Annotated in this window: 23 protein-coding genes; 2 read left to right on the forward strand and 21 right to left on the reverse strand. The window is 44.5% G+C overall.

Annotated elements, in window-relative coordinates:
• Positions 1–78: 78 nt before the first annotated feature.
• The 13 genes from adhE to HMPREF2926_RS04630 form a co-directional block, all read right to left on the reverse strand.
• On the reverse strand, positions 79–2,730 hold the full coding sequence (adhE, locus tag HMPREF2926_RS04570; RefSeq protein ID WP_070586626.1) for a bifunctional acetaldehyde-CoA/alcohol dehydrogenase: 2,652 nt from the start codon (positions 2,728–2,730) through the stop codon (positions 79–81).
• 402 nt (positions 2,731–3,132) lie between these two features.
• Positions 3,133–4,935: an acyltransferase family protein gene (locus HMPREF2926_RS04575; protein ID WP_023920066.1), complete on the reverse strand. Its 1,803-nt coding sequence runs from the start codon at positions 4,933–4,935 to the stop codon at positions 3,133–3,135.
• Complete coding sequence (locus HMPREF2926_RS04580; RefSeq protein WP_070586627.1) at positions 4,925–5,329, reverse strand: MORN repeat-containing protein; 405 nt, start codon at positions 5,327–5,329, stop codon at positions 4,925–4,927. The genes HMPREF2926_RS04575 and HMPREF2926_RS04580 overlap by 11 nt, the downstream gene beginning before the upstream one ends.
• 28 nt (positions 5,330–5,357) lie before the next feature.
• Positions 5,358–5,783, reverse strand: coding sequence for a low molecular weight protein-tyrosine-phosphatase (locus HMPREF2926_RS04585; RefSeq protein ID WP_070586628.1), 426 nt, complete (start codon positions 5,781–5,783; stop codon positions 5,358–5,360).
• 173 nt (positions 5,784–5,956) lie between these two features.
• Positions 5,957–6,523, reverse strand: coding sequence for a nucleotidyltransferase family protein (locus HMPREF2926_RS04590; protein WP_070586629.1), 567 nt, complete (start codon positions 6,521–6,523; stop codon positions 5,957–5,959).
• 6 nt (positions 6,524–6,529) lie between these two features.
• Positions 6,530–7,528 (reverse strand): Holliday junction branch migration DNA helicase RuvB, encoded by a 999-nt coding sequence (ruvB, locus tag HMPREF2926_RS04595; protein WP_021154208.1) that lies wholly within the window; start codon positions 7,526–7,528, stop codon positions 6,530–6,532.
• A 350-nt stretch (positions 7,529–7,878) separates the two neighbouring features.
• Positions 7,879–8,919, reverse strand: coding sequence for an aldose epimerase family protein (locus tag HMPREF2926_RS04600; RefSeq protein WP_070586630.1), 1,041 nt, complete (start codon positions 8,917–8,919; stop codon positions 7,879–7,881).
• An 81-nt stretch (positions 8,920–9,000) separates the two neighbouring features.
• Positions 9,001–10,170, reverse strand: coding sequence for an SIS domain-containing protein (locus HMPREF2926_RS04605; protein ID WP_070586631.1), 1,170 nt, complete (start codon positions 10,168–10,170; stop codon positions 9,001–9,003).
• An 83-nt stretch (positions 10,171–10,253) separates the two neighbouring features.
• Complete coding sequence (locus HMPREF2926_RS04610) at positions 10,254–10,658, reverse strand: PTS sugar transporter subunit IIA (RefSeq protein WP_003002366.1); 405 nt, start codon at positions 10,656–10,658, stop codon at positions 10,254–10,256.
• Positions 10,659–10,669: 11 nt separating this feature from the next.
• Positions 10,670–11,488, reverse strand: a complete 819-nt coding sequence (locus HMPREF2926_RS04615) for a PTS system mannose/fructose/sorbose family transporter subunit IID (protein WP_023920055.1) — start codon at positions 11,486–11,488, stop codon at positions 10,670–10,672.
• On the reverse strand, positions 11,475–12,389 hold the full coding sequence (locus HMPREF2926_RS04620) for a PTS mannose/fructose/sorbose/N-acetylgalactosamine transporter subunit IIC (RefSeq protein WP_049475227.1): 915 nt from the start codon (positions 12,387–12,389) through the stop codon (positions 11,475–11,477). The genes HMPREF2926_RS04615 and HMPREF2926_RS04620 overlap by 14 nt, the downstream gene beginning before the upstream one ends.
• Before the next feature lie 26 nt (positions 12,390–12,415).
• Entirely contained in the window at positions 12,416–12,892 is a 477-nt protein-coding gene (locus HMPREF2926_RS04625; protein ID WP_003009322.1) for a PTS sugar transporter subunit IIB, read from the reverse strand.
• Entirely contained in the window at positions 12,889–14,676 is a 1,788-nt protein-coding gene (locus HMPREF2926_RS04630) for a glycoside hydrolase family 35 protein (RefSeq protein WP_049475226.1), read from the reverse strand. The genes HMPREF2926_RS04625 and HMPREF2926_RS04630 overlap by 4 nt, the downstream gene beginning before the upstream one ends.
• 133 nt (positions 14,677–14,809) lie before the next feature.
• Here HMPREF2926_RS04630 and HMPREF2926_RS04635 point away from each other — a divergent pair, with 133 nt between their 5' ends.
• Entirely contained in the window at positions 14,810–15,526 is a 717-nt protein-coding gene (locus HMPREF2926_RS04635) for a GntR family transcriptional regulator (protein ID WP_049475225.1), read from the forward strand.
• A 339-nt stretch (positions 15,527–15,865) separates the two neighbouring features.
• Here the strand turns inward: HMPREF2926_RS04635 and purB are convergent, their stop codons facing one another.
• The 7 genes from purB to purD all read right to left on the reverse strand — a co-directional run bounded on the left by purB (position 15,866) and on the right by purD (position 22,022).
• Positions 15,866–17,164, reverse strand: a complete 1,299-nt coding sequence (purB, locus tag HMPREF2926_RS04640) for an adenylosuccinate lyase (RefSeq protein WP_049475224.1) — start codon at positions 17,162–17,164, stop codon at positions 15,866–15,868.
• A gap of 32 nt (positions 17,165–17,196) precedes the next feature.
• Positions 17,197–17,856, reverse strand: a complete 660-nt coding sequence (locus HMPREF2926_RS04645; protein WP_049475223.1) for a hypothetical protein — start codon at positions 17,854–17,856, stop codon at positions 17,197–17,199.
• A 196-nt stretch (positions 17,857–18,052) separates the two neighbouring features.
• The gene (locus HMPREF2926_RS04650; RefSeq protein WP_049475222.1) at positions 18,053–18,280 is read right to left on the reverse strand and encodes a hypothetical protein; all 228 of its coding nucleotides are present in this window, start codon (positions 18,278–18,280) and stop codon (positions 18,053–18,055) included.
• A gap of 14 nt (positions 18,281–18,294) precedes the next feature.
• Positions 18,295–18,930, reverse strand: coding sequence for a YdcF family protein (locus HMPREF2926_RS04655; RefSeq protein ID WP_049475221.1), 636 nt, complete (start codon positions 18,928–18,930; stop codon positions 18,295–18,297).
• Between the two features lie 25 nt (positions 18,931–18,955).
• Positions 18,956–20,047, reverse strand: a complete 1,092-nt coding sequence (gene purK / locus HMPREF2926_RS04660) for a 5-(carboxyamino)imidazole ribonucleotide synthase (RefSeq protein ID WP_049475220.1) — start codon at positions 20,045–20,047, stop codon at positions 18,956–18,958.
• The gene (purE, locus tag HMPREF2926_RS04665) at positions 20,034–20,522 is read right to left on the reverse strand and encodes a 5-(carboxyamino)imidazole ribonucleotide mutase (RefSeq protein WP_049475219.1); all 489 of its coding nucleotides are present in this window, start codon (positions 20,520–20,522) and stop codon (positions 20,034–20,036) included. The genes purK and purE overlap by 14 nt, the downstream gene beginning before the upstream one ends.
• A 234-nt stretch (positions 20,523–20,756) precedes the next feature.
• The gene (gene purD / locus HMPREF2926_RS04670; protein WP_070586632.1) at positions 20,757–22,022 is read right to left on the reverse strand and encodes a phosphoribosylamine--glycine ligase; all 1,266 of its coding nucleotides are present in this window, start codon (positions 22,020–22,022) and stop codon (positions 20,757–20,759) included.
• Between the two features lie 182 nt (positions 22,023–22,204).
• Between purD and HMPREF2926_RS11390 the strand changes: the two genes are divergently transcribed.
• Positions 22,205–23,224: a GBS Bsp-like repeat-containing protein gene (locus HMPREF2926_RS11390; RefSeq protein ID WP_070586633.1), complete on the forward strand. Its 1,020-nt coding sequence runs from the start codon at positions 22,205–22,207 to the stop codon at positions 23,222–23,224.
• Positions 23,225–23,278: 54 nt separating this feature from the next.
• On the opposite strand, the gene purH is transcribed toward HMPREF2926_RS11390, so the two are convergent.
• Positions 23,279–24,826: a bifunctional phosphoribosylaminoimidazolecarboxamide formyltransferase/IMP cyclohydrolase gene (gene purH, locus HMPREF2926_RS04680; protein ID WP_061590630.1), complete on the reverse strand. Its 1,548-nt coding sequence runs from the start codon at positions 24,824–24,826 to the stop codon at positions 23,279–23,281.
• Position 24,827: the final 1 nt, after the last annotated feature.

Genomic DNA, 24,827 nt, shown 5'->3' on the forward strand with positions numbered 1-24,827 from the left:
TTTTGGACCCAAATAGCAAAAATCCCCCACTCTTACGAGCGAGGGATAGCTGATAAACATCAGTTGTTCCTTGGCGTCTTATTTACGACGTCCTGGACGTTCCTTGTAACCATAGTAAGCATCTTCGATGATTTCTTGCATATGGTCTACCATTGGAAGACGTGGGTTCGCTGGTGAACATTGATCTTCGTAAGCAAGGAAGGCCAATTCACGAGAATGTTTCTTCCATTCTTTTTCATCGATGCCTTGTGCTTTGAAGTTCATTTCGATACCACAGCGTTCACCAAGTTCGTATACAGCTTTTGCGTAAGCTTCAACGGCTTCTTCTGGAGTAGAGCATGGAAGTCCTAGCATACGAGCGATATCTTGGTATTTTTCATCTGCACGGTAGTAGTTGTACTTAGGCCATGTAGCTGTCTTAGCTGGGCGTGTACCGTTGTAGCGGATAACGTATGGAAGCAAGATGGCATTGGTCCGTCCGTGGATGGTGTGGAATTGCGCACCGATCTTGTGGGCCATTGAGTGAGAAATACCGAGGAAGGCATTGGCGAAGGCCATACCTGCGATCGTTGACGCATTGTGCATCTTTTCACGTGAATGGAAGTCCGCATTCTTGACTGAGCTTTCCAAGTTTTCAAAGACAAGTTTAATGGCTTGAAGGGCAAGACCATCTGTGAAGTCGCTAGCCATTTGTGATACGTAAGCTTCTGTCGCGTGCGTCAAGACGTCCATACCAGTGTCTGCTGCAACAGATCCAGGAACTGTCAATACCAAGGCAGGGTCTACGATTGCCACTGTTGGAGTCAATGAGTAGTCTGCGATTGGGTATTTACGGTTGTTTGCTTTATCAGAGATAACGGCAAATGGAGTTACTTCAGATCCTGTACCAGATGTTGTTGGGATAGCGATGAATTTGGTCTTCTTACCAAGCAATGGGAACTTGAAGGCACGTTTACGGATATCCATGAATTTTTGTACCAAGTCACGGAAGTCCACTTCTGGTTGTTCGTAGAAGAGCCACATAACTTTGGCCGCATCCATTGGTGATCCACCACCAAGAGCAATGATGGTATCTGGTTTGAAGGCACGCATGATCTCTGTACCACGTTCAACAGTTGTGATATCTGGATCTGGTTCTACGTCTGCAAAGATTTGGTAAACCACCTTGTTGCGACGAAGGTCAAGCTGTTCGATGATACGATCAAGGAAACCAAGCTCTACCATAGCGTGGTCTGTAACGATCATGACACGTTCAACGTCACGACATTTTTGTAGGTATTCAATTGAATCACGTTCAAAGTATGTTTTTGAAGGAAGTTTCATCCATTGCATGTTATTTCTCCGGCGTCCGACTTTTTTGATATTCAAGAGGTTGATGGCACTAACGTTGTCCCCAACAGAGTTGCGTCCGTAAGAACCACATCCAAGTGTTAATGATGGCAAGAAGGCATTGTAAACATCCCCGATACCACCGAAAGTCGAAGGAGAGTTGCAGATCACACGAATGGCTTTGACTGCTTTACCAAATTCTTTGGTCAATTCTTCATCAGCAGTATGGATAGCTGCTGAGTGACCAAGACCGTTGAATTCAACCATTTGGCGAGCTTTGTTAATTCCGTCTTCACGGCTTTCAGATTTCAAAACAGCGATGACTGGTGACAATTTTTCACGAGTCAACGGTTCTTTTTCGCCAACTTCTTTACATTCTGCTGCAAGGATATTGGTTCCTTCTGGTACAGTGAAGCCAGCTTGTTCAGCGATCCATGCTGCTGGTTTCCCAACGATGTCCGCATTCAATTTCGCACCTGCACAGTTCTTGCTGTTGGCTTTTACGCCGAAGCAGAACTCTTCAAGAAGGGCTTTTTCTTTTTTGTTAACAAAGTAAGTGTGGTAAGATTTGAATTCTTCAACAAACTCATCGTAGATTTCTTTATCGATGATAACCGCTTGTTCAGACGCACAGACCATACCATTGTCAAATGATTTAGACATGACGATATCGTGTGCTGCTTGGCGGATATTGGCTGATTTTTCAACGTAAGCAGGAACGTTTCCGGCACCTACCCCAAGAGCTGGTTTTCCACAAGAATAAGCGGCTTTTACCATGGCGTTACCACCGGTCGCAAGGATGGTCGCAACTCCTTCATGGTTCATAAGGGCACTAGTTGCTTCCATAGAAGGTTGGGTAATCCATTGCACACAGTTCTCAGGTGCTCCAGCTGCAATTGCCGCATCGCGTACGATTTGTGCCGCATGAGCAGATGATTCTTGAGCAGATGGGTGGAAGGCAAAGACGATAGGGTTCCGTGTTTTCAATGAAATCAAGGCTTTAAAGATTGCTGTTGAAGTTGGGTTGGTTGTAGGTGTGATCCCGCAGACAACTCCGACTGGCTCAGCAATAAGGGTCAAACCAGTGACGTCATCTTCTGAAATGACACCAACTGTTTTCGTGTGACGCATGTTATTTACTACGTGTTCACAAGCGAACAAGTTCTTAGTCGCCTTGTCTTCAAAGACTCCACGACCAGTTTCTTCATAGGCATGAAGAGCGAGCTCACCGTGAGCGTCAAGAGCCGCTACAGATGCTTTCGCCACAATGTAGTCCACTTGCTCCTGATTCAATTTGCGCATCTCTTCAAGCGCCACCAGCGCTTTTTGCACCAACTCGTCTACGTGTTTTTCAGCAGCGAGTTTCTTTTCTTCAGGTGAGAGAGTTTTTTTATCAGCCATTTGATGCTTTCCTCCAATATTTGAAACCCTTATCCTTTTCTAGAACTTTTTCATGTTTTCGGAAATTTTCAAGAATAGTGTAAGAAATTTCGATTTGTTAATTATTTCACAATATAATTGTACTCTATTTTGAGATTTTTGTAAACACTTCCAAGCAACTTTCACAAAGAATTTTTCGAAGTTTGTGAAAACTTTATCAATCGTATTGCTGTGAAAGCAATTCTTTAGCAAAATTGTGAAGAAATAATTAAAAAATTTTTTTCTTCACAAAGTGATATTTTCAATTGATTTTTGTAAGCGTTTTCTTAATCTTACTAAAAAAAGCAGCTTTTTACAAGTAAAAAGTTGCTTTTTGTTTTATTTTGTTAGGATTTGTTTTGTTTCAGTTTCAGAGAAGCATTGTTACTTCTTGACCGGACCCTTTTCGGCCTTATCAAGGGCTTCTTTGACTGTTTGAGCATAGAGTTCCCCACCATTGGTTTCCATATTGAAGTGAACAGAGTCTGTTCCCACCCAAATGTTTGGATTTTCAATTGCTACTTGGTACCAGTCCGCAATGGTGATAAAGTCGTATTTCTTAGCTAGTTCCAACTCATAAAGACGCGTTTGAACCGATTCACTGGACTGATCGTTGGCATAGCGCCCATCATATGGTGTCACAAGGATCAAGCGACGGCCTTTTGGAAGTTTCTCAACATACTGATCCAGCAATTCTTTGTAGTTGCTTACAGTATTGGTTCCTAGGGCAATGACCACATTTTTTAGGAGAACTTTATTGGAGATATCGGTCTCAAAGACCTTCATTCCATTTTCCAACTGACGGCTCACCACTGCATCGATCTGGATGCCCGGGATCGCTTTGGTTAGGTAGTCCTGCGCTCGCAAGTTAACCGAATCACCGATCATGGTCACACCATTTGAGACGTTATAGTCTGTTGCAGTCGCATTGTCCACTTGCGTCCGTGTGACCTGCATTTTGCTGTCTGCTTGATTGAGCCCACTCACTACCAAACTCTCATCAAAAGCTCCGACGGTTGGTGCAAAGGCAGAGATTCCAATCATCAAGAGAGCCAGAGGAATCATGAGGTAAAAGATCGGTTTGGTCAAAAAACTGAGATCCATCTTCATACCAAAGACACGAGGCTCTTTGCCTGCAATGGTTGGCTCCAAAATATAGAAAGACAGAGCCGTTAAAATCAAGGAAACGATCGTCGTCACAAGGGCTGCCATCATATTTCCCAAATGTTGAGAGAAGATGATAAAGAAAGGCCAGTGGAAAAGGTAGACACCATAACTGGTATCTGCCAAGAAATTGAGGATGGCTGGTTCTTTTTTATCTGGAGTCTTTTCATGGAGAATGCGGGCCGACAGAATCATGGCACAAGCTGCGATTGTCGCTGCTAAAAAGCCAAATAGATAGGTCCACAAGCTATCAAATGGTAAGAAAAGACTGAGCACGAACAAGAAGGCAAAGCTTCCACCCAAGACCGACAAGGTCTTTTTCATGCTCCAAGACTGCACCAGCTTTGTAAAGTTCGGACTGACATTGGCAATCCCTGTCACCGTTGCTAGGCATGATCCCGCAAAGAAGGGGAAGATGTGAGTGAAGCTAGAAAAATAGATGGTGGAGAAATTAGCTGTCAGAAAGGCACGGATGAACATGGACAAGAAGGTGAAGAGAAAGAGCCCGCTGGATGCTAGGAAGAGCATGCCTCGGTACTTTCCAACCGTCTTAGCCCGCTTAGCCAAGAACCATGCCAAAAGTGCCCAGAGCACATAGTAATGCACTTCTAGAGCCAAACTCCAGGTATGAAGGAAGAGATGCGGAATGAAGTTACTTTCGTAACTACCACCCGTTGCCATCTCAAAGAAATTAGTCACAAAACCGAAGACCGCCGCAATCTGAGTCCCAATACCAGCCACGTAGTCCCGTTGGACCATAAAGGTAAAGGGCATCACGACCAAGACCATAAAGACAAGGGGTGGTACGATCCGGTAAAAGCGCCGTTTCAAGAATGCCAGGTAGTCGATTCCTTGCTTGCGCGCAAATTCATCGATCAAGAGCGCTGTAATCAAAAATCCTGAGAAGGTGAAGAAAATATCTACCCCAATGAAGCCTCCAGGAAAGGCTTTTTGGAAGAAATGGTAAAGCAATACCAATAAGAGTCCTGTAACACGAACTAGTGAAAACCATTTAATGCGCATTTTGATAAATCCCCTGCTTGAATGTTCCTTTGTATACGACGTTGGCTTCTGTGGTTAAGGTGCCTTTGCCCTCCGGCTGGCCGTTAACAAACTGCCCTTCATAGGTCCAACCATCCTTGGACTTAAACTTACCATAGCCGCTAAAAGAGCCGTTGACGAGGTTACCTGTATAGGTATCCCCATTTTTAAAGGTGACGGTTCCCTTGCCATTCATCTTGCCACGGACCAAACTTCCGTCGTAACGGATCGCCCCCTTATCCAAGGTCAAGACGCCCTGACCTGGAATGGCTGAAAGGAAAACCAGCAAAGCAGATAGAATAATCACGACTAATGCTGCTATTTCTAAATTTTTTCGTGTCAGATAGACCTTATAAGTCTCATAAAATTCTTTCATATTCTGTATTCTCTCACATATCAAACTCTTAAGAAGTTGCTAACTGATCTAACCAAGCCTTACAGCCACTCAGGACTCTGGAATAGGTCTCTTCAAAATCACCGGTATACCACGGATCTGGCACACTTTCAGCAGCAAAAAGATGAATCTTGTGCTCTGTCCCTGCAGGAGCCATTTGCTTTAGATCTGCTACATTATTTTCGTCCATCCCCAGGATCCAATCAAAGTTGTAAAAATCCTCTTCCTTGATCTGTAAGGACGTCTTGGCTGGATCATACGGGACCTGGTATTGTTGAAAGATTTTCTGGGTTCCCCGATGGATAGGATTGCCATGTTCCCAGCTAGAGGTGGCCCGACTTTCAATCTCATACTGATCCGTCAAGTCCTTCATGACAAACTCCGCCATGGGGCTCCGACAAATATTTCCTAAGCAGACAAAGACGATTTTTTTCATGATTCCACCTAACTCCTTGTTCGGACTGCCCAACCTAGCTGAGCTCTTGGCTTTCCACTATGGAAAACCAGCATACTATTACTATTATAACAAAAATGTGACAGAAAGATGACAAAGTGGCTCCATCATTTTAAAGAAAAATCAGATTCCTTTTTCAAATCTGATCTGTTTCTCTATTTTGGAAAACGAACCTCTAATAGAGGCCATTTACTCTGCCAATTTTTCTTTTTCATCCGCTCTGTATAAACCGCTAAACGCTCTGGACTGGCTAAAAAATGCGGAGTTGGCTGAACAATGAAGTCTTCGATATCCTTTGTCCCATAAGGGAGAAAGAGCTCTAGCTGATCCTCTTTCCTTAAGCGAACCGCAAGAGCCGTACACTGCTCGGGGTATTTAGAAACCGCGTCACAAGCACTGCGATAAGGAGCCGTCCCCGGACTATGCTGGTGCATATAGACTTGATTTTTGACTTCCCAAGCGTACTGAGGATAGGTCTTCTTTAATTCTTGCTCGATCTGGAAAGTCTCCTCATAGCTGATCGTAGGGTCATAAAAGACCAGATCCATATCGGTCGTCGCGTCAAACCCTGGTCTGCCAGAGAGCTGGTTCCAGATGAAATTTCGCACCGCACCCGCCGCTAACCAGGCATCTGCCAAGTTGAGATCTCGAATGATAGCCAAGACAGTCATCATCTCCGGATCCGCTTGGATTTGCTTTACTATCGCTTCTTCCGTCAGCATCTTCTTCTAATCTCCATTGTAGGGATAACCCAGGTGTTCGTAAGCCTTGCGAGTCGCCACGCGCCCTGTCCGGGTCCGCATGATAAAGCCTTTCTGAATCAAGTAAGGCTCATACATATCTTCTACAGTCTCGCGCTCTTCGGCAATATTGACCGATAGAGTCCCAAGCCCGACCGGGCCACCGCCGTACATCTCAATCATGGTGCGCAGGATCTTTTGATCGACATAGTCCAGTCCTTCATGGTCCACATCTAGCATAGAGAGGGCCTTGTCGGTAATGGTATCGTCAATCAAGCCATCGCCCATGATCTGGGCAAAATCGCGCACCCGTTTGAGCAAGCGGTTGGCAATCCGAGGAGTCCCACGACTACGAAGAGAAAGCTCTTCGGCAGCTTCGTGGGTAATCTCCATCTCAAAGATCTCGGCGGTCCGCTCGACAATCTCTGTCAGATCATCCTGCTCATAGTATTCCATGTGTCCGGTAATCCCAAAGCGAGCGCGCAAGGGATTGGACAGCATACCAGCTCGCGTCGTTGCCCCAATCAAAGTGAAAGGAGGAAGGTCCAGATGGACACTCCGGCTGCTCTCACCAGCGCCAATCATGATGTCGATGTAAAAATCTTCCATGGCGCTGTAAAGCACTTCTTCGACTGACATAGGCAGACGGTGGATCTCATCGATAAAGAGGACATCGCCCGGCTCTAGATCATTGAGGATGGCTACCAAGTCACCAGCCTTTTCAATGACAGGACCAGAAGTCTGCTTGAGATTGACACCCAGTTCATTGGCAATGACAAAGGCCATGGTGGTTTTCCCCAGTCCCGGAGGGCCAAAAAGAAGGACATGATCCAGCGCTTCATCCCGAAGCTTAGCCGCCTCAATAAAGATTTTCAGCTGGTCCTTGACCTTATCTTGACCAATATATTCATGTAAATATTGCGGGCGCAGCGTCCGTTCAACGGCCTCTTCATCGCCCATGATTTCATTGTCTAAAATTCTACTCATACAGTCTATTATAGCAAAAAATGATACCTTCGGTACTATAAATAGAATGTGTTTTTTAAAGATCCTGGTTCTCACTAGCGTTCGAACTGCGTCAACGTACCTAAGCTCACTAACGTTTGCTAAGGTACGTAGAAAAAAAGCCACCGGTTTTGGTGGCTCTTATAGGGAGATTATTATGAAAAAGTTTTAGGAGTTTTATCATTCAAAGTTAGGAGGTCTTTGATGATGATATTAGTATACGATAGGAAGCTTAAAATTTCCTTATAGTTTTTCTAAAAAATTTTTTTCGAGAAAAAGAGGAGGTCCCAAGCAAGGATTTCACATCCTTGTTTGGGTCACCCCTTTCCTCCTTATTTCTTAGCGATGGCATGGTAGCTAGTCTTGCTGGTGAAGACTTGACCTGCCCTCAAGATGACCTTTTCAGCTTGGCCACTGTGAATGGCGTCTGGCACTGTTTGAAATTCTAGAGCCAAGCCATTGTGCTGAACCATTGGTTGCCCTTGCAGATGAACCGTTTCGTCTACGAAATTCGCTGAATATACCACCAAGGCTGGGGCTTCTGACTTGAAGGTCAAGAAACGTCCAGATGGCTGATGGTAAAGAAAGCCAGCATTTTCATGCCCTTCTGGAAGAGCAAATGGATGGTCTAATCCTTCTACCAGACGGATTTGCGGATCAGAGTCCTTAAAAAGATCCTCCAAGAGCATAGCTTGGTAAAGATGCTGAACAACCGGACTTTCTCTATCCACGGTCTGAAGAGGAACACCGTCTGGATGGATAGGGTAAAGCCCTTGATGGTTGATCTGAAAGACATGGTCATTGATCGGCTGGGTGAAGTTTCCAGATAGGTTGAAATAGCTGTGGTTGGTCGGGTTGACCAAGGTGTCTTGATCTGTCTCTACCCGATAAGCAATCTCAAGTTCACCATCTTCCGTCAAACCATAGGTTACCCAGACCTTGAGATTTCCAGGGAAACCACCGGTTCCATCTGCACGCTCTGTGTACAGGGTGATTTCCTGATCCGTTACCGACTCCACGCTAAACAAAGCGCTGTCCCAACCCGTCGGTCCACTGTGGTTGCAGTTAGCACCGTTATTGGCTTCCAAGTAATAGCTTTGACCATTAAGCTCAAAGCTGGCCCCTGCAATCCGGCCTGCTACCGGACCAATACTAGCTCCATATTTAGGGCTATTGCCCACATAGTCCTCAAAGCGATCAAAACCTAGAATAATATTCGTAAACCGATCTTCTTTATCTGGCGTCACATATTCTAAGATCGTCGCCCCATAGGTCATGACAGATAATTGGTAGCCCTTATCATTTTCGAGGCGATAAGCCCGAACCTCTTGATTCTGCCATTCCCCAAACACGCTTTCTTGATACTGTTTCACAAACCTTCTCCTCTCACTGTTTTTCTCCATTGTATCAGTTTCACAAGAAGAAACACTCCACTTTTTATAGAAAATTAGTGGCTATTCTTTATGAAATGGATGAATGATCACCCCTTGAACAACCCGATTGACAGTACCAGTTGGTGATGGCGTGTCTGGGCGATTTTGCACCTTGAGCGAAGTCAAGAGAGAAATCAACTGACCGTAGATAATGTATGGGAAGGCACGGTAGATATCTAGGGAGTCTGCTGATGCTTTCACCAACACTTCCCGTACATGCTCGATCCCTGCAACTTGATCGGTCAAGAGGACAACTTGACGGGCAATCCGATCCCCTGCAACTTCTCGAACCAAGTCCAGATCATACTGACGGGTATAAGGATCAATGGCTCCAAAGACCAAGACGAGGGTCTGATCATTGATGAGGGATTTTGGACCGTGACGGAATCCGACAGGACTCTCATACATGGTTGCGATTTTGCCTGCCGTTAATTCCAAAATCTTGAGCTGGGCTTCATGGGCTAGGCCAAAGAAAGGTCCTGCTCCCAGATAGATCACGCGCTCAAAGTCTAGATCGACCACTTCCTTGACCGCACGGTCCTTCTCCAAGATTTGCTCAGATAGATCAACCAGCTCTGCTACTCGTTTTTCCTTGATCTCTTCCTCACTTGGATCAAAAACCAAGAGAGCTGTCAAAAGCATAGAGGTAAAGCTAGAGGTCATCGCAAAGCCGGCATCATTGGTTTCTTTAGGTTGGAGAAGCAAGAGATTGCGCTCATCTCCGTGGGCTTGCTGGGCCAGTTTTCCTTCTTCGGCACAGGTAATGGTGATCTGATAGAGCTCATCAACCAAGTCTTGAGCCAACTGCACGGTGGCGACACTTTCTGGCGAATTGCCACTCCGGGCAAAAGATACTAAAACAGTCGGAACCTCTTTTTTCAAATAGGTTTGAGGATGAGCTACGATATCCGTCGTCGCAATGGATTGAAAATTCCAGTGGCGTTCATCGTGTACTTCCTGCAAATATGGAACCAAGGTATCTCCCACATAGGCTGAGGTCCCAGCCCCTGTCAAGATGACCTTGATATAGTCATGCTCTTGCCCAATTTTTTCTAAGAAAGCTTTTATTTCCGCTTTTCTTTCTTGATACAAGCGAGCTGTTTCTTTCCAAACCGTCGGTTGTTGGTAGATTTCACGTGTTGTGATCTCTGCTCCTAGCTCCTGCAAGTCTTCTTTTGTATAGTCTAACATAGAACCTGTTGTTCCTTTCTACAATCTAACGTTGATAAATGGGAAAGGAGCCTGAGATGATGCTCCCAGACTCCCATACCAACCTACTCATCTTCATCATCATCAAGGTTTGACAAGAGGTCATTGACCTTGACAATACTTTCTTTTGCACGTTCAGGGTAGTCCCCTTCATTACCAGTCAGGCTACTATTGATGAACTCGATGACCATCGGAAGATTCATCCCTGCGTATAAGTCAATCGCACGTCCTTCAAGGATCAAGCGGCTCACGGTGTTGCAAGGAGTTCCTCCCAAGAGATCGGCAAATACAATATAGTCTTCTAGACCTTGGACTGTTGCTTCAAATTTAGCAGTAAAGTCTTCTGGTCCTTCTTCTGGTAAGAGTGCAACCGTATGGATGGATTCTTGTGGTCCCATAATCATCTCTGTGCTAGCTTTAAGCTCTTCACAGAAGCGACCATGACTGACCAATACTAACTCTTTTGCCATACCTTACTCCATTATGCCATTCCAAAGAAGAAGTGGCCAAATGCTGAGAATGCGATTGCTGCAAGGATGATGAGCAAGATAGCTTTTGTAGAGTTCATACCCTTACGTCCAAGCAACCAGTAGATTACACCTGTGATGATTGCTGGTACCAAACGTGGGAAGATAAGGTTGAGCATATCTTGAATTTCAATCGCTTTGTCCCCAATGTGTGGAGTCCAAGAAACTTCAACACCAATCATGCTGGCAATCAAGGCACCAACCATGAAGATACCCAGAACGGCAGCTGCGTCGATCAAAGCTGTCAAGGTACTTTGCATGTTGTTGATGAGGTTAACCCCTTCTTTATAGGCAAATTCCAACTGTTTCCAACGGAAAATGTCATAAGCAACTGCCACAGCGATCCACAAGAAGATACCGGCTGGGTTTCCTGCAATAGCCAAAGTTGCTGCGATTGAACCCATAATAGCTGGTACCAATGATCCAAAGATTGAGTCCCCAAGAGGGGCAAATGGTCCCATAAGACCTGTCTTGATCCCGTTCACCGCATCTTTTGATTTGACACCATCTTTTTCTTCCAAAGCAAGGTCAAAACCAGTGATAATAGTGTGGAAGAATGGAGAAGTATTGAAGAATTGCGTATGCAATTTCATCATTTCTTTCAATTCAGGTGTGCCGTCTCCATACATTTTCCGCAATTGTGGAAGAAGCATGTAAAGGTAACCAGAAGCCTGCATCCGTTCGTAGTTCCAACCCAATTGGAAGGTGAAGAGGCTACGTTTGTTAATTTGTTTAAAATCTTCTTTTGTTAGTTTGTAATTAGAATTCGTCATCTTCAATTTCCCCGCTTTCTACATTGCTTGCTGGAGCAGCTACAACTGTACGTTGGCTGTTTTTGAAGTGTTGTACTGCAAGGAAGATACCGATGATGGCAACCCCAATCATAGATACACTCTTGAAGTTGTTAACAAAAGTAATAGCTTGTTCTTTTGGAAGTTTAGCGAACACTTCAGAACCAACAATGCTAGACACTGCAGCACCAAGGCTTTGAACATTGCTATAAAGCACTGTCAACATTGCTGTTAAGCCAAATCCAAGTGCTAAATAGTGAAGGTTACGACGAACAGGAAGGTAACGAAGCAAGATCGCAAATCCAAGACCTGGAAGCATTTGACCTGCAAGTTTCAGACCGTTTGCCAACCATTGTACATTAGCAAGACCTGTAACAACAGTTTCTACGAATTCTCCACCGAATCGAAGGGCGAAGAAGACTGGAAGGGCACGAGAGAGAGCCCAAGGAATCGCTCCAAGAAGGTAGTTGCGTTCGATGCCTTTGTAGTCAAAGCGGTTGATTGCAGCATCTACACGGTGAGCGAAGTAAGTTGTAGTCATACGACCAAGAATATCAAAGTAGGTCAACAAAGTTGCTACCGGCACAGCGATTGTAGCAATAGCAATCTCTGGATCAATCCCTTTCGCTACTGAGAAGGCAGTCGCAAGAACGGCACCAGAAGTGGCGTCAATACGAGAAGCACCACCGAAAGTACCAACACCGAGCACTGTCAATTGAAGAGAAGCTCCGATAAATAGACCTGTCTTTAAATCCCCCATGACAAGTCCTGTAATGAAACCAGCAAAGACTGGTGATCCTGCTGATGAAACAATCGTCAACTCATCACAGATTTGATAAGCTGAGTACAAAGTAAGTAGTAAAATTTGCCACCATTGTATCATGACAATTTCCTCCTAAAAATTTTCTTTTACTTTAATAACTTCATAAAGTCTTCTGCAGTGTCGTTTGGCACCATCTGAGACGTAATCTTCACACCTTTTTCGTGGATCTTGTTAAAGTCTTCCACGTCCGCGTCCACCACATTGATCGAGCGGGTAATCGCGCGTGTCTCATCCGATTGAGACATATTGCCGACATTCAGCGTTTCAAGCTGAACGCCTGCTTCGATCAAACGAAGGAAACGATCAGGTTTGCGAGCTACGATAAAGAGTCGTTGGCTATCATATTTTCCAGCCAAGATATTTTCCGCAGCCTTTGCGACTGGCAAGATACTGAGCTTAACACCTGGCGGTGTCGCTAGTTTCAAGCCACTTTTTTCGATATCATTTTGAGCGACTTCATCATCGATCACCATGATACGTGAAACATTTAGTTTGGTAGTCCAAAGATTGGCTACCTGCCCGTGGATCAAACGTCCATCGATACGGCATCCTACAATAGTCATAAGTTTTCCCCCTTTACTTCTTTGAATGTAGGTTGTTGAACAAGTTCAAGTGTCTCTTGGTAACGCCCTTCTGTCTCAAAGACGATCAGGCTATTGGCTCCTTCTTTGAGGAAACCATGAGGCACGTAAAGTGAAGTGGTCGGTCCGACTTCCCAGAAGCGGCCAAGGTTGTGACCATTGACAAAGACGACCCCTTTCCCAAATCCTGTCATATCCAGATAAGTGTCAAGGGTGTGGTCCAGCTGAAAATCATATCGGTAAAAGGCTGGAGCACCTGCCTGCCATTCCTTTGAAAAATCGAGCTGACTGAGATCTTGTAAATCCAGTGGGTACTGCTTCCAATGAAGGTGGAAGTGCAAATCCACACAGACACCTGTGCGAATGCCCTTGTGCTGGCTATCAGCTAAGAGCTTGTGCCCATAGTTGACACGTCCCATATTTTCAAGCAAGATTTTTAAATTCGTAACCGCTTTCTTTTTTCCTTTGATAAAAAGATCTTCACCGATCTCTGTTTGGTATTGTGTTGCTACATGTTGATCATCCAGGTAAATCTGTACCCGATCCCGACCATCAATGATGCGCAGTTTTTCTTCTTCCGCATCCAACTCAAGGTCTGTCTCATATAGGAGATAACCTGTGGTTTGCCCCAACTCTTCCATCTTTTCAGGATAAAGGCTGGTCTCGACCTGAGCCAGATTGTCCAGATTTCCAAAAAGACTAGTCTTGGCTGCCAGTTGCAAGGTTTGTTCTGGCAAACACTCTTTGATGAGCGGTTCCTGCTGTGGGTATTCCGGATAATAGGTCGCCATCATTTTTTGAATAGCATAATACTTCTCCGTCGGATTTCCCTGCTCATTGAGCAAAGCCCCATAGTCATAGGACGTCACCTGTGGCAAGTCGAGCGTTCCCCGAGCTGAGCAACCATTCATGAAGCCGAAATTGGTTCCGCCATGAAACATATAGAGGTTGATGGAACCAAGCTCCAAGACCTCATGGACAGCTTCTGCCAACTCCTCTGGGTCCCTTTGAATCACAGGTTCCTTCCAGCGGGTAAACCAGCCATCCCAGAATTCCATACACATCAAGGGCCATTTCTTGCCGTATTCGTCAAAGAATTCTTGCATCTGACCGAAGTTATAGGCTGCTTTGGAACCGAAGTTTCCCGTCACGAAGAGATCTTCTTCGATCAAGGTTCCTGTTCTTAGCGTTGCTCGCCATGGTCCATCTGATGTAAAGAGAGGACAGGTCACGCCTTTTTCCTTCATCAAATCCCGAATGGCACGAAGATAATCCTTGTCTTCTCCATAAGAGCCATACTCATTTTCCACCTGCATCATGAGGATTGGACCACCCTGATCCACTTGGTAGGGTGTTAACAACCCAAGCAAGCAATCATAATAACGATCCACTGCTTCGATAAAGGCTGGGTCTGATGAGCGGATTCGCAGGTCTTCTTCCAAGAGCCAGGCTGGTAATCCACCAAATTCCCACTCTGCACAGATAAAGGGCGACGGCCTTACAATCATGTAAAGTCCTAGGGACTGGGCTGTTTGAATGAAACGCTCTAGATCCAATCGACCACTAAAGTCAAACTGCCCTTTGCGGGGTTCATGCGCATTCCAAGGGACATAGGTCTCAACCGTGTTAAAACCCAAAGCCTTTAGATTATACAAGGAATGATACCAGTCTGCTGGGTCAATTCGGAAATAATGGATCGCTCCGGATAAAATCTTGAAGGGTTGATCTTTTAAATAGAAAGCATCGCGAATCTCAAAAACTCCCATAAACGCCCCCCCTTTCTTATATGTAACCCTTTTCATTTATTAATATAATAAATTATTTAAAAAATGTCAACACTTTTATAAAAAATATGTTAAAATAGGGTTAAATAAGAGAAATCTAAAGAGAGGTAGCACTATGGCAATTCCAAAGTACCAACACATCAAAGATGAATTGAAGCAGCAAATTATCTCCGGAAAATTTGAAAATGGAGATAAATTTTATACTGAAGCTGAACTCATTAAAATTTATGATGTCAGCTCTATCACCGTTGTCCGTGCTTTGAACGACCTCGCTGCTGATGGCTACATTGTCCGCCAGCAAGGAAAAGGAACCTTTGTTTCTCGTGCTCGAAAACACAAACTGGTTGAATTTTCAGATGTTGAAACCTTCCCAATCCAAAAGGCCAAAGTCAAAGTTCTCTCTATTAAACGTGGAAATACCTTAAGCATCCTAGACAAACTAGGCCTCAACCCAACGCAATTCTACTATAAGATCGAACGGACTCGCCAGACAGGGGATGATACCTATATCTTCCACCAAACCTATATTCCTGAACAATACATCAATCCAAACTATCCAAATTTGGAATACTATAGCTCTATCTATGATCGCTTCAAAGAAGACTACCACATTCATATGAATGATGAACACTTCGAAGAAGTCAACGAAATCGTCTTTCCTACACCAAGCAAGATTGCTAAAGTATTGAAGATCGACGAAAATTTCCCAACGGTTAAACAAGTGAAGACGACCAAGCTAGAAGCGACTGGCCAAATCCTTGAATACACGGAAACCTATAAACGCGGGGACTACTACAAGATCAAGTTCATCTCCTGTGACCGCGATCACTAAGAACCAAAAAGACTGAGACATCTCGGTCTTTTTTATAGGTCCAGTATAGCATGTTAAAAACGATTTCTAAAGACCTCTTTAAAAATATATATAATTAGTGATAGTTTAGCTATAAAAAGTTTAAAAAGAGAGTGGGACAGAAATCGGTAATTCGTTAGAATTCGATTTCGTCGTCCCACCTCCGCACAGTTGAGTAGGGCTGTAAAAGCTGATGAAATCAGCGTAGTAGAGCCCACTCAACCACTGCGTCTTGCTCAACAATCCAAGAACAATTAAGAGGCTAGGACTTTTGTCCCGGCCTCTTTCGTCTATTTTTCAAATTCCCGTTTTTAGTTGCGCCTAGTCTCCCAAACCGATGCGTTCGAAGATCTCATCCACCCGTTTGGTGTAGTAAGTTGGATTGAAGATTTCGTCGATTTCTTCTTGAGTCAGGCGTGATGTCACCTCTGGATCTGCTTCAAGAAGTGGTTTGAAATCTACTTGATTATCCCATGATTGAGCTGTTTTTGGTTGCACCAAGTCATAAGCTTGCTCACGCGTCATGCCTTTTTCAATCAAAGTCAACATGGCACGTTGGCTAAAGATTAGACCGAATGTAGAGTTCATGTTGCGGATCATGTTTTCTGGGAAGACTGTCAAGTTCTTAACAATGTTTCCAAAACGGTTAAGCATGTAGTCAATCAAGATAGTTGTGTCTGGTGCGATGATCCGCTCAGCTGATGAGTGAGAGATATCACGCTCGTGCCAAAGGGCTACGTTCTCATAAGCTGTTACCATGTGACCACGGATAACACGCGCCAGACCTGTCATGTTTTCAGAACCGATCGGGTTGCGCTTGTGAGGCATGGCTGAAGAGCCTTTTTGACCTTTAGCAAAGAACTCTTCCACTTCACGTTGTTCAGATTTTTGCAAACCGCGGATTTCAGTTGCCATACGTTCGATAGATGTTGCGATGCTAGCAAGAACTGCAAAGTACTCAGCGTGAAGATCACGAGGAAGTACCTGTGTAGAGATTTCTTGAGCACGGATACCCAATTTATCGCAGACGTATTTTTCAACGAATGGTGGGATGTTGGCAAAGTTACCAACCGCACCAGAAATCTTACCAGCTTCCACGCCAGCAGCCGCATGCTCGAAACGCTCGATGTTACGCTTCATTTCGCTATACCAAGTTGCCAATTTAAGACCAAAAGTTGTCGGCTCCGCGTGCACACCGTGGGTACGACCCATCATGATGGTGAACTTGTGCTCCTTGGCCTTGTCAGCGATGATGTTGAGGAAGTTTTCAAGGTCACGACGGATGATATCGTTGGCTTGTTTGTAGAGGTAACCGTAGGCCGTATCTACCACGTCAGTAGATGTCAAACCATAGTGAACCCACTTGCGCTCTTCACCAAGCGTTTCAGAAACCGCACGTGTGAAGGCCACCACATCGTGACGAGTTTGTTGCTCGATTTCCAAAATACGGTCGATGTCAAAGTCCGCTTTTTCACGAATCAAAGCTACATCTTCCTTAGGGATTTCTCCCAACTCAGCCCATGCTTCATCAGCCAAGATTTCCACCTCAAGCCAAGCACGGTATTTATTTTCTTCAGTCCAAATGTTCGCCATCTCAGGGCGGCTATATCTATCAATCATGTTTAATTTTCCTTTCTGTTGGTTAAAATATTTCAATTTATCCCAAGATCATTTCTAATACTGTCAATTAAAGTCCATCGTGAAATATCTAATTTATTAATTTTTTTAACGTCGTCGTTTAAACGTCTCCCGGCAATAAATGCGTTATGTAGCAATATTTCGAAATTCACGAGATTGTTTTTTACATCAACTCCTGCATATAACTCAAAAGTCATTTTTTCATTCCTTTTAAATTCCTCATACTGACTTTGAGCATATTTATACTTATCTCGAATTAAAGTGATTTCCGACTTGAAATACTCTCTGTTATTAATCTCTATCTCATATTTATTCTTCAATTCAAAATCTAAATTATCAGAATCATTTAACAATTTTTCGTAATAATTAATTTGTTTTTCTAAAATTGAATTGACTATATCAAAATTTTCTAAATTATAATTAGGAGGTCCATCCATACTGTTCAACACATCTAATGGTGTTTGACTTGGAAATAGATTCACAACTCGAATCAATTTTTTATATACTGAATCCAATTTTTCTCTTTTAGCCTTCAAATTTTCTGCTTGTTTCTCTTCAATTACCCTACAAGTTTCATTCTTTACATTGAAGAATTGTGTGAGAAACACACCTAACAAAGCACTTATAACTGATATACTAGATGATATTATAGTAATAATTACCGTCTCAGACATAACGCCCTCTCTAAAATAATTTTAATAGATTCTTACTACACATTTTATAAAGTAATACTATCTTTTAATTAACAAATAACATCTTTAAATGACTTTTGCAATACGATAAATTAAAGGATTCAATATCCTATACTTTTAAACTTTAAATTTATATATCTTTTTTTATTTTACAATCATTTAACAATCTACCATCAATTTACTCAAATTCTTCTTTGCCAATCCACACAGATGGATAATGATCTAGTGTATTCAATTCCGTATCTAGCGGGACATCATAGATAGCTAAATAGTTTTCAGGATATTGAGCAGTCAGCTCTTCATACTTAGCTTTCACTTTTTTGTGATCGCTACTAGCATACAAGACTTCAACGACTGCTCCCGTCTTTTCTTTTTCAACAAATGCGTTGACAATAAGTTGAATCATAAAAACCTCCTAAATCACAATTCAACATCCAACTTTAAAATATCCCCCTTCTCTCCATAATGGAGAAGTCGCAGATATTCTCCCCAAACTCTGGACTTACCAATGTCTGTATTCATCCAGCTATCCCGACCAATCTCAACATCCTTGTAAAAGGCATTGAAGGTATATGGGATGTAGCGAAGATGCTTTGGTAAGTGCTGAGCCAAGGTTCGCCATTGCCTACCAGTCGCGTGACTTTTGCAAATGAACATAACTGTCTCAACAGTATTAAAATCAAAAACTTCTTTGGCAAATAGTACGTTTTCCAAAGTATTGCTAGAGGAGTTTTCAGATTTAATCGCTTCTTCAGGAATGCCTGCAGCCAGCAGATGTTGGATAATAACCTCTGCCTCTGTATGTCCATTCCAATCTGGATGAGGCGTTCCTGTCAAACTTCGGCCACCGGTCACAATAATTCGTCTTACATAACCTTTTTGATATGCCTCAATAGCTTTTTCCCAGTGACCCGGGTGAGTCCCACTGAAAACAAATAAAACATCACACGGCTGAGGTTCGATTATTTTCCCAAAAACACTCTTAGTCAAAAAGGAGATTTCTTTATTAGAGAACTCTTTCGGAACTTCTGGACTTTTCGGAATAATCGGTTTCATCTATAACATTTCCTCCACAGATTTTTTAAAAATCAATCCCTTTCCCAAATTCCTCAACCTCGTCTGGCACATCACTAAACAACGTCACATGCCCCATTTTGCGGTTGTGCTTTGCTTCTAGTTTACCATATAAGTGGAGGTGAGCGCTTGGATTTTCTGTCATATATTTTTCAGCAGCTTCGACGTGTTGGCCGAGAACATTGAGCATGACAGCTGGCGCATGAAGGTTGATCGCTGGGAGTGGTGCTCCGAGAACACCCAAGATATGCGTGTCAAACTGTGAAAAATCGCAAGCTTCAATCGAGTAGTGACCTGAATTGTGTGGGCGTGGCGCGATTTCGTTGACGATGATATCATCAGCAGTTGCAAACATTTCCACACAGAGGGTACCAGAGAGGTTCAGTTGTTCAGCGATTCGTACTGCCATGGTCTTGGCTTTTTCAGCTAGACTGTCAGAAATGCGAGCAGGAACGATAGTTTTAGAGAGGATGTTGTTACGGTGGATATTTTCCTGAACGGGGAAGACTGTCACATCCTTGCCATTTCCAGATACGATGACTGAAATCTCAAGGTCAAAATTGACGAATTCTTCCAAGACACAGTCTGCTGAGTCCGCTAAAGTGTATGCTTCTTCCAAGTCTGCTTCTGAGCGAATGACCTTCTGACCATGGCCATCGTAACCACCGGTCGCAGTCTTAAGGACATAGTTTTTCGACAGGTCGATATCTGACAAGTCTTTGCTAGAAGTTACGACCTTGTAGGATGCAACTGTCACTTGTGCCTTGTTTGAGAGAAAGTCCTTCTCAAAAATGCGATTTTGAGAAATGCGAAGCAGGTCTGTTCCTTGAGGAAGCTGACCATCCTTGATAACAGCGTCAAGGCCGTCAGCGTCGACATTTTCAAATTCATAAGTGAGAACATCACAGCGTTCTGCCAACTGACGAAGAGCATCTACGTCGTCGTAAGGGGCCACGATGATTTCCGCCACACGGGAGGCTGGGCAATCCGCTGCTGGGTCCAGTGCGATAACCTTGTGCCCCATGTAGATAGCTGAGATTGCCATCATCTGACCGAGCTGGCCACCACCGATGATCCCAATGGTTTTAGTTGAGCTCATTTGTAGACTCCTCTGCGATTTTTCCTTGTTCTTCTACGAAATCCGCTAACGCTGTCGCAATAGCCTGGTCCTCTACTGAAAGAAGACGAAGGGCAAAGAGGGCCGCGTTAGTCGCACCTGCTTCACCGATCGCCATAGTTGCGACAGGCACTCCACCTGGCATCTGAACGATGGAATAAAGTGAATCCACACCGCTAAGGGCACGAGACTTGACGGGTACCCCGATGACTGGAAGGGTCGTTTTAGCAGCAACCATCCCTGGCAAATGGGCTGCGCCACCCGCACCTGCGATGATGACCTTGATGCCACGGCTACGTGCTTCTTCGGCATGTTTGAACATGAGGTCAGGCGTCCGATGGGCGGAAACAACTTTCTTTTCGTAAGCGACGCCGAAGTTATCGAGGACTTCAGCAGCTTTTTGCATGGTTGCCCAGTCGGATTTTGAGCCCATAATAATGGAAATTACTGGTTTCATTTTTTCTCCTTTTTCGATAATCGTCTATTGTAGTGCGGACGTAAGCGACCGCCTGTAGCGTTCCATTACTAAAACTGGAGCCTGAGTCTCCAGTTTTCCGCTCCTAGTAGCTCTGCTACTAGGAGTTCCACTACTGCGACGATTATCCTATACTAGCTCGCTAACGCTCGCAAATCAAGCGACCATTATCTTAGTTTGGCTCGCTTTCGCTCGCCATGACAAAGTTAGTATCTGTTAATCTTTTATCGCCTTGCTACCGATATCCGTACGATAGAAGAGGCCTTCTGTGTTTTGTTTGTTGAGTTGGTTGTAGATGATGTTTTGGCCGTCTTTGACGGTGTCTGCTGTGGTAACCAGCATGTAGACACGTCCGCCGTTTGAGAGGAGGTCTTGGCTATTTTCAGCGAATTTAGCACCGGCATAGTAAGTGATGATGTCGCCTTCTGTCTTGGCTGGAAGCTTGACACCCTTCTCATAAGCGAGGGGATAACCGTTTGAGGCTACAACCACGCCCAATGTCACACCCTTGTCCGTCCAAGTGATGGCTGGCTCTTCACCTTCCAAAATATCAGTGATGTTTTGTGCAAAGTCAGATGTCAAACGAGGCAAGATAATTTGCGTTTCAGGATCTCCAAAACGAGAGTTGAATTCGATGACTTTCGGTCCATCAGCTGTCAAGATAAGACCCGCGTAAAGGACACCAAGGTAGGGACGCCCTTCTTTAATCATGCCTTCGAGAACTGGCTTGACAATCGTGTCAACCGCTGTGTCAACCACGCTCTGTGGCAAGTGAGGAACCGGCGCATAGGCACCCATCCCACCAGTGTTAGGACCCTTGTCACCATCGTAGGCACGTTTGTGGTCCTGAGCTGTTGGCATAATGTAGAACTTGTCCCCATTAACAAAGGCAAAGAGAGAGAACTCTTCCCCGTCAAGGAATTCCTCGATGACCACACGCGCACCTGAATCACCAAATTTATTGTCCAAAAGCATCTCGTGAGCGGCTTCAACTGCTTGCTCAACTGTCTCCGCAACGACGACACCTTTCCCAAGGGCCAAACCGTCTGCTTTGACGACAATTGGAGCCCCCTTTTCTTCGATGTAGGCCTTGGCTTCCTCGAAATCAGAAAAGGTGCCATAGGCTGCTGTCGGAACATCGTATTTGACCATGATTTCCTTAGCAAAATCCTTAGACCACTCAAGCTCAGCCACAGCCTTGGTCGGACCAAAAGCCTTAAGACCCGATGCATTGAAATCATCCACGATACCAGCCGCAAGGGCATCATCTGGACCGATAAAGGTCCAAGCAATATCGTTGACTTTTGCGAAGTCAATCAGCTTAGAATGTTCGGAAATTCCGATATTGATCAAATCCAGACCGTCTAATCGCATCCCATCATTACCAGGAGCCACAAAAACCTGCTCAACGTTTGTAGACTCCAACAATTTCTTGGCAATCGCATGCTCACGACCGCCAGAACCAACAACCAAAAGTTTCATCTCGAACCTCTTTTGCGAATTATTTTATTAAATTATATCATAATCGTTCGTTTTATTCTAATGATTTCAGCAAAAGTCTCCTATTTTCAGTAGAATCCAAACATTTTTTGCTATTTCCTCCTATTTCTCATTTTTTTCCGAATAGTATAGGTGAGACCTACTAATTGACGAAAAGGAGTATTATGCAAACAATCAAAAAATTTGTTGTACTGACTTGTGCGACATGGGGGATGCAAGCCTCTATTGCCCATGCAGATCAAGCGACCAATGCTATCTATGCCGAAAAAGGGCAGCTGGTGATTCATCTTGGAAACGTCCCGGATAAGTATCAAAATATCCAAGTTCCCGTCTGGTCTGACCAAAATGGCCAAGATGACCTGATTTGGTATCCTGTGCAACGCAGTGACAAGGGATTTGACCTACAAGTGCCATTGACCAACCATTCTGATCAAGCCGGACTTTATCATGTCCATGTCTATGGAGTGGAGGCAAATGAACAGCTAACCGGTCTTTACCCTCTCACGACCAGCGTCCAGCAAAAAGACCTGGCTTCCTCCCAGCCAAAGATTACGATCACACCCATCTCCCAACAAGAATTTGAGGTAGACCTAAAGTTGTTCGAAGACGTTGACGAGATTGTCTTCCCCATCTGGTCTGAAGAAAATGGGCAAGATGATCTGGTCTGGTATCCAGCAAAGAAGGTCGCACCTGGACATTTCCAACTGCGCTTTCAAGCTCAAAAACACAAGGGAAGCGGGCTATTTCACCTACATATCTATCAGAAAAGCAAGGGACAACTAAAAGGGCTATTCCCCACTACATTTCAAGTAGAAAAGGCAAAGCCAAAGCACACTCCACTCGCGACACATCCGGGAAACACCTACCCCATTGGTGAGTGCACCTGGGGAGCCAAAGAATTAGCCCCTTGGGCCCACAACTGGTGGGGAAATGGCGGCATGTGGGCAGCTAGCGCACGCGCTGCTGGATTCCGGACAGGAGACACTCCAGAGGTCGGTGCCATCGCCTGTTGGGATGATGGGGGATATGGCCATGTCGCCTTGGTTACAGACGTCGAACATGACCAAAAAATTCAGATCCAAGAGGCGAACTACAACGGCCATCGCTATATCGACAACTTCCGCGGTTGGTTCGATCCAACCAACCCCATCTGGGGAACTGTCACCTACATCTACCCAGATTAAGGCCTTCATAACCAGCAGAAAAGACACTCATCGTTGAATGAGTGCCTTTTTTGATTAATGTCTAAAATGTCTCACACCTGTAAAGATCATGGTCAAGCCATATTTGTCAGCCGCTTCGATCGACTCTTGGTCACGGACAGAGCCACCTGGTTGGATGATCGCTTTAATACCTGCTTTGGCAATTTCTTCTACGTTATCTGCAAATGGGAAGAAGGCATCGGAAGCAAGGACGGCGCCGTCAAGACGGTCTTTAGCTTGATCAATAGCGATACGGACAGATGCCACACGATTGGTTTGACCTGGGCCAACACCAAGTGTCATGTGGTCGTTCGTCACGATAATCCCATTTGATTTCACATACTTGATAGCTTTCCAAGCAAACTCAAGAGCTGTCGCTTCTGTATCAGTTGGTTGGCGTTTGGTAACCACTTGCCAGTCAGCGGGACTTTCTTTGACGACGTCTTGGTTTTGAACGAGGAGACCACCAACAACACCAGTGTATTCTGCTTCCACTTCACTAGCATCTTGAGCGTCAAATGGCAATTCGAGGATACGCAAGTTTTTCTTCTTGGTTGTCAAGATTTCAAGCGCTTCATCTGTATAGCTTGGCGCGATGATGATTTCGAGGAAAACGCCATGCATCTTCTTAGCTGTCGCAGCATCTACCTCACGGTTGAGAACCACGATTCCACCGAAGATCGATACTGGATCAGACTCATAAGCATAGTCCCAAGCAGTTTCGATGTCGTCAGCTTGACCGATCCCACATGGGTTCATGTGTTTGAGGGCCACAACAGTTGGACGGTCTTTGAAATCACGGATGATCCGGATAGCGGCATCAGCGTCACGGATATTGTTGAAGGATAATTCTTTCCCGTTCAGCTGTTTAGCGGAAGCGATGGAGTAATCCGTTGGCAAAGCTTTTTGGTAGAAGTCTGCATCTTGTTGAGGATTTTCCCCGTAACGCATTGGTTGCTTAAGATCATAAGTCAAAGTGAGTTTTTCAGGTTTTTCTTCACCCACTTGAGCAGTGAAATATTCTGCGATCAAAGCATCATAGGCTGCTGTATGACGGAAGACTTTCGCTGCCAAACGTTGGCGAGTTTCGTAACTTGTTTCGCCGTTTGCTGCCAATTCGTCAAGCACCACAGCATAGTCAGCAGGGTCTACCACAACCGTTACGCTAGCGTGGTTTTTCGCTGCTGAACGAAGCATGGATGGTCCACCGATATCGATGTTTTCAACCGCGTCAGCGTAAGTTACGTCTGGTTTGAGAATCGTTTCCTTGAATGGGTAAAGGTTGACCACAACAAGGTCGATCAACTCGATATTATTGTCCTTAGCAGCCTCTAGGTGACTATCGAGGTCACGACGAGCGAGCAGACCACCGTGGATATTTGGATGAAGAGTCTTCACACGACCGTCCATCATTTCTGGGAAACCAGTCACATCGTCGATGGCAATGGTATCTACCCCAGCATTGTCAAGGGCAATTTTAGTCCCACCTGTTGAGATGATGTCCCAACCGAGTTTTTTGAGTTCTTGGGCAAATTCAACAATACCCGCTTTGTCTGAAACACTAATTAGTGCGCGTTTAGTCATT

Origin of the sequence: Streptococcus sp. HMSC078D09, assembly GCF_001813675.1 — a bacterium.
GTDB lineage: Bacteria > Bacillota > Bacilli > Lactobacillales > Streptococcaceae > Streptococcus.